We start from the raw sequence: 4,984 nt of genomic DNA, 5'->3' as shown, positions 1-4,984 counted from the left end.
CCACCAGCCCCAGCGTGGCCCGCAGCCCGGCGATGAGCCGCTCCCGCCACCGGCCCGTGGACCACCACCGGCCCGTGGACCACCACCGGCCCGTGGACCACCACCGGCCCGTGGACCACCACCGGCCCGGCGGTGACCCGGCGGGAACGGCGGCGAGAACCGCGTCGGCCAGGTCGGGCACCGCCGACACCACCCGGGTACGCGCCCGGCGGGTCACCGCCGCAGCCGTCTCGAACCAGGCCCGGCAGCCAGCGCACGTGACCAGATGTCTTTCGACCTTGACCCGCTCGGCCGGGGTCTCCTCCCCGTCCAGCTGGGCCGACAGCATCTCCCGCCACTGCTCACACCGCATGTACCGGTAGTCGCTCGGCACGGCGGCATGGTTCCCGCGCGATCCGGCGAGTCACGCCGCGCGACCCTTCTGGCCCGGGGCGATCACGCCAACGGCGCCGTGCTGGCCCGCCGGATCTGACGGGCACCGGGCCGGGCGGCCCCGTCCGCGCCCCGCCCGCCCGGTCAGCCCGCCGTCTCCGGCTTGTACGCGGTGACCAGCTCCCAGCCGCCGGGCAGCACCGCCACCCGCTCGAAGCCGACCTCCTTGAGCAGGCCCGTGTAGAACTCGACCTCCCGCAGCCGGCTGACGCAGCTGTCGACGCCGATCAGGAAGTAGCTCCAGAAGAACTGCATCGCCAGCCGGTCCGGGGTGCGGAACTCCTCGCCGATGAGCAGCAGCCCGCCCGGTTCGAGGGCCCGGTACGCCGCCTCGACCAGCCGGCGGGCGACGTCGTTGGGCCAGTCGTGCAGCACCCGGACGAAGGCCAGCGCGTCGTAGCCGGCCGGCAGCGGCTCGGCGAAGAAGTCCCCGCCGACGAACCCCAGCCGCCCCTGGTGGCCGCAGCGCTGCCGGGTTTCCGCCACCAGGGGCGCCACCGCCGGCAGGTTGAACACGTCGGCCCGCAACCCGGGGGCGTCGTCGAGCACGCGCGCGGCGAGGGTGCCGTCGCCGCCGCCGACGTCGAGCAGCCGGCGCCGGTCCGTCCACAGCCGCTCGGCGTGCCGGTGCAGCGTCTCCAGCACCGGGCCGAGCCCGACGGCCATGCTCCGTTCGAACGCGGCGGTCTGCTCGTCGGTGCGCGGCGGCCACGCGAAGTCCTCGTCGGTCATGCTGACCTCGCCGCGCAGGCTCTCGGCCAGCCGGCCGTGCAGCACGCGCCACGGGTAGCGGTCCCGGTCGCGCTCGACGGCCCCCGGCCCCACGACCGCCGCCACGGCGTCGCGCAGCCCCGGCACGGCCCGGTAGCGGGCGGCGGTGATGTCGTCGTCGGGCTCCTCGCGGGTGACGAAGCCCAGGCTCTCCAGGCAGTCCAGGAACTTGTACAGCCGCAGCGGCCGGGCCCCGAGCCGCACGGCGAGGTCGCCGAGGCGCGCCGGCCCCGGCTCCAGCGCGTCGAGCACGCCCAGGGTGAGGGCGGTCTCCAGCACGTCCATCGCCTTCGAGCCGTTGGCGAGCAGGCTCATCAGTGCCCGCGGTGACAGGGTGACGCTCATCGGCCCAGCTCCTCTTCCAGCGCGTCCATGAACACGTCGACCTCCTCCGGGGTGTTGTAGACGTGCGGGCCGACCCGGAGCCAGCCCCGCCAGCTACAGATGACGTTCCGCGCGGCGAGCCGCCGCTTGACCGCCTCCCCGTCGGGCACGTCGAGGCAGACCACGCCGCCGCGCCGGTGCGGCTCGGTCGGGCTGACCACCGCTATGCCGGCCTCGGCGGCCCGGTCGACGATCCGTTGGGTGCAGGCCAGGGAGTGCCGCCGGATCGCGGGCACGCCGACGCCGGCCAGCAGGTCCAGGCCCACCTGGGAGACCAGTGAGGTGAGCGGGAACGGCGTACCGCCGGCGAACCGTCGCGCGCCGGTCGCCCAGCCGGTCGACGGCCGGAAGGTCAGTGCCGCGTCCCCGGCCTGCCAGCCGGTCGCCGCCGGCTCCAGCGCGGGCGTCAGGTCCGGCCGGACGTAGAGAAAGGCGGTGCCGACGCCGCACAGCCACTTGTGCGCGCCGCCGAGGACGATGTCCACGCCCAGCGCGGTCACGTCCAGCGGCAGCACCCCGACGGTCTGGAAGGCGTCGACGATCACCAGTGCGCCGGCGTCGTGGGCCCGCGCGACCAGCCGGGGCAGGTCGAGCGTGTCGCCGGAGGCGAAGCTGGCGTGCGGCACGCACACCAGCAGCGTCCGCTCGTCGACGCGCGCCTCGATGGCGTCCTGGTCGAACCGCGGGCCGCCGGTGGCGACCACGTCGGTGCGGGCACCGTAGCGGCCGAACGCGTTCCAGACGAACGGCACCGTGGGGAACTCCAGGTCGGTGGTGACGATCCGGTCGCGCGGCGGGCGGTAGTCGAAGCAGGAGGCGACGCGGGCCAGCAGGGTGCTCAGGTTCGCGTCGGTGACCACGCTGCCCGGTGCCGCGCCGATGAACGCGGCCACCGAGCCGGCGTACCGGTCGAGGCCGACGTGCCAGTCCTGCCACACGTCGTCGCGCCAGCCGCGCAGGGTCTCCCAGTAGTCGGTCAGCACCCGTTGCGCGCCTTCGGGGACCGCGCCGGTGGAGTTGTTGTTCAGGTAGACGCAGGTTCGCAGCAGCGGGAACTCGGCGCGCAGGGCGGCGTGCGCGGCGGGGTCGAGGCACTGCGCCTCGCAGTCCGCCGGGGCCCGGTCGGGTGCGCTCACTCGGGACAGCCTCCAGTGTTCGTCGGCGGGGCCGTCGGGCTCGAATCGGGACCGACGGCGGTGAAGACCGGGATGGAGCGGACGGCGGCCAGGTAGGGCGTCCCCTGCGTGTAGCCGGTGCCGGGGCGGGAGCCGAGCATCCGGGTGGCCAGCCGGTGGTGGGTGCGCCGCCACTGGAGCACGGCGGCGGCGAACTCGCGCATCTCCTGCTCCACCCGGGCGCGGTCGGCACCGGCCAGCCGGTCGGCGCGTACCGCCGCCCGGTACGCGGCGTCGACCGACGGCTGCCCGGCGAGCAGCCGGTCGCGCACCTCCGGCACCGACCGGTAGGCCGCCGAGTCCAGCCGGGCCCCGTCGGGGCTACGGCACAGCGACTCCATCAGCTTGTACGAGCGGGACTGGATGGCGCTGGCCCCCTCGGTGTACTCCCGGAAGGTCCGGAAGGACTCCGGCTGCATGGTGGCCAGCAGCGAGAACAGCGGGCCGGCGGCGGTGAGCTGCTCGCGGGCGTACGCCAGCCGGCCGGCCGCCGTCGACGCGTGCCCGGCGGACAGGGCGGCGACGGTGCCGCGCAGCTCGTCGGCGAGCCCGGCGAAGACGCACTCGTACGCCTGGAGCACCCGGATGAACAGGTACTCGTCGTGCGTCACGTACACCGGCAGCATGCTCAGCCGCAGCTCCCGCTCCTCGTCGCCGGCGAGGTCGGCGGTGGTCAGGGTGTGCAGGGCCGCCGCCGCGGCGGCCGGCTCCCGGTCGTCGACCGCCCGGGCCGGGGCCAGCCGGGACAGCGCGGGGGCCGCGGCCCGGACGCCGAGCCGGTAGCGCTTCGCGACCGTTTCCGGGCCCGGTCGCTGCTCGGGCAGCAGGTCGGTGGCCCCGGACCCGGCGGCCAGCTCGAACGCCAGGGCGTCGGCGACCAGCCGCAGGAAGAGTCGGTCGTAGTCCCGGCGCGCGCCCGCCGGGTCGGCCGTCGGGTCGGTGACCGGGTCGTCGGCCGCGCAGGGCAGCCGGAGCAGCCGCAGCGCCAGGTAGCTGCGGTAGTCGTAGTGGCCGTCCCACTTGTCCAGCGCGACATCGAGGAAGTCGCGCAGTAGCCGGGCCGGGTCTGCGCCCCCGGGGGTGGCGGCGCGCCCGGTCGGCGCGGCGACGTGCGACCGGATCTCGTCGAGAAGTGCGAGCAGCTCCTTGTTGACAAAGTGTTTACCGACCTGTTGAAACTCCGCCAGCACGGCGGAGTAGGGAAAGTCGGCGGGATCGGATACGCCGGACCGCCAACTCGTCACCTCGCGCACTAACCGCACCTCGACATTACGTTTGTGTTAAACACGGACGGTGAGGATTCGACGGTTCCGGCGGCGGACGGTCAGGGCCGGCCCGCAGGCGGAGGGCCGCCCGCCGTGCCCATCCGGACCTGCCACAGTTCGGGGAAGAACCGGTGGTCGATCAGCCGGGCGAGCATCGTCGCCGGGCTGCCCGGGGTGCCGGCCGGGCCGTGGCCACCGACGCGCAGGGCCACCTGGTAGTGCCGCACCCGCCAGGACGCGACCCGCTCGTCCCACTCGAGCATGGCCTCGGCCAGCCGGTGCAGCGGATCGGTCGCGTCAGCGGCCGGCAGCGCGGACACGTCGACGCCGTGCGCGGCGAGAAGGTCGGTGAAGGCCCGGCCGAGCCGCCGGCTGGCGGCCTGCACCTGCCGCCAGCCAGGCGATTCGGCGCCGGAACCGTTGCCCAGCGCCGGCTGCATCGCCTGGAAGTCGGCGGGGGAGAGGTGGCGGAACATCTCAAGCTGATCGGTGATCAGCCGTACGCCGAGCGCCGCCCGGGTCAGCAGCAGCTCCGCCGCGGCGGGCTCGCCGGCGTCGATGCGGTCGGTGGCCTCCGTCAGGTCGGCCGCCGCGAGCTTGAGCCACAGCTCGGTGGACTGGTGGACCACCTGGAAGAGCAGTTCGTCGCGGTGGATCATCTGCTCCGGGCGTCGTTGCAGGTCGAGCAGCGCTTCCGTGCGCATGTAACGCGCGTAGTCGGTGTCGCCGTCTCCCGGCAGCACGGGTGAGTGGTCCCGCTTCACGGAATTGTCCCCTTCGGTTGGGCGTCGGGGCACTGAAAGCGACCCGCGACGGCTCATCGCGGCGGACATTATCCAACGACGCACGGCAATATGTCACGCACCCGTATCCGGCCGCTCGCCGGCAGGGGCAATTAGAACCTTCTCGGCCGTTTTATTCGAAGGAAAGGTGACTGGTCGGTGCGGTGCGCAATAG

The 4,984-nt window shown here is 74.1% G+C and carries 5 protein-coding genes; all 5 read right to left on the bottom strand.

The window, feature by feature from the left end; translation table 11 throughout:
• A partial coding sequence (locus tag E1258_RS29810; protein ID WP_243715777.1) for a zf-HC2 domain-containing protein occupies nucleotides 1-373 on the bottom strand: 373 nt, incomplete at its 3' end.
• Between the two features lie 143 nt (nucleotides 374-516).
• A complete protein-coding gene (locus E1258_RS29805; RefSeq protein ID WP_132406969.1) occupies nucleotides 517-1,548 on the bottom strand; it encodes a methyltransferase in 1,032 nt (343 codons plus the stop codon).
• On the bottom strand, nucleotides 1,545-2,723 hold the full coding sequence (locus E1258_RS29800; RefSeq protein ID WP_243715776.1) for an aminotransferase class V-fold PLP-dependent enzyme: 1,179 nt from the start codon (nucleotides 2,721-2,723) through the stop codon (nucleotides 1,545-1,547). Before E1258_RS29800 ends, E1258_RS29805 begins: the two co-directional genes overlap by 4 nt.
• Nucleotides 2,720-4,015 carry a tryptophan 2,3-dioxygenase family protein gene (locus E1258_RS29795; RefSeq protein ID WP_165949934.1) on the bottom strand — a complete coding sequence of 432 codons (1,296 nt, stop codon included), beginning with the start codon at nucleotides 4,013-4,015 and terminating at the stop codon, nucleotides 2,720-2,722. Before E1258_RS29795 ends, E1258_RS29800 begins: the two co-directional genes overlap by 4 nt.
• 71 nt (nucleotides 4,016-4,086) lie before the next feature.
• Nucleotides 4,087-4,791: a tryptophan 2,3-dioxygenase family protein gene (locus tag E1258_RS29790; RefSeq protein WP_132406967.1), complete on the bottom strand. Its 705-nt coding sequence runs from the start codon at nucleotides 4,789-4,791 to the stop codon at nucleotides 4,087-4,089.
• Nucleotides 4,792-4,984: the final 193 nt, after the last annotated feature.

Source organism: Micromonospora sp. KC207 (genome assembly GCF_004348615.1).
Taxonomy (GTDB): Bacteria; Actinomycetota; Actinomycetes; order Mycobacteriales; family Micromonosporaceae; genus Micromonospora.
Note: the sequence above shows the minus strand (reverse complement) of the source record. Positions and strands in the feature narration are given on the sequence as shown.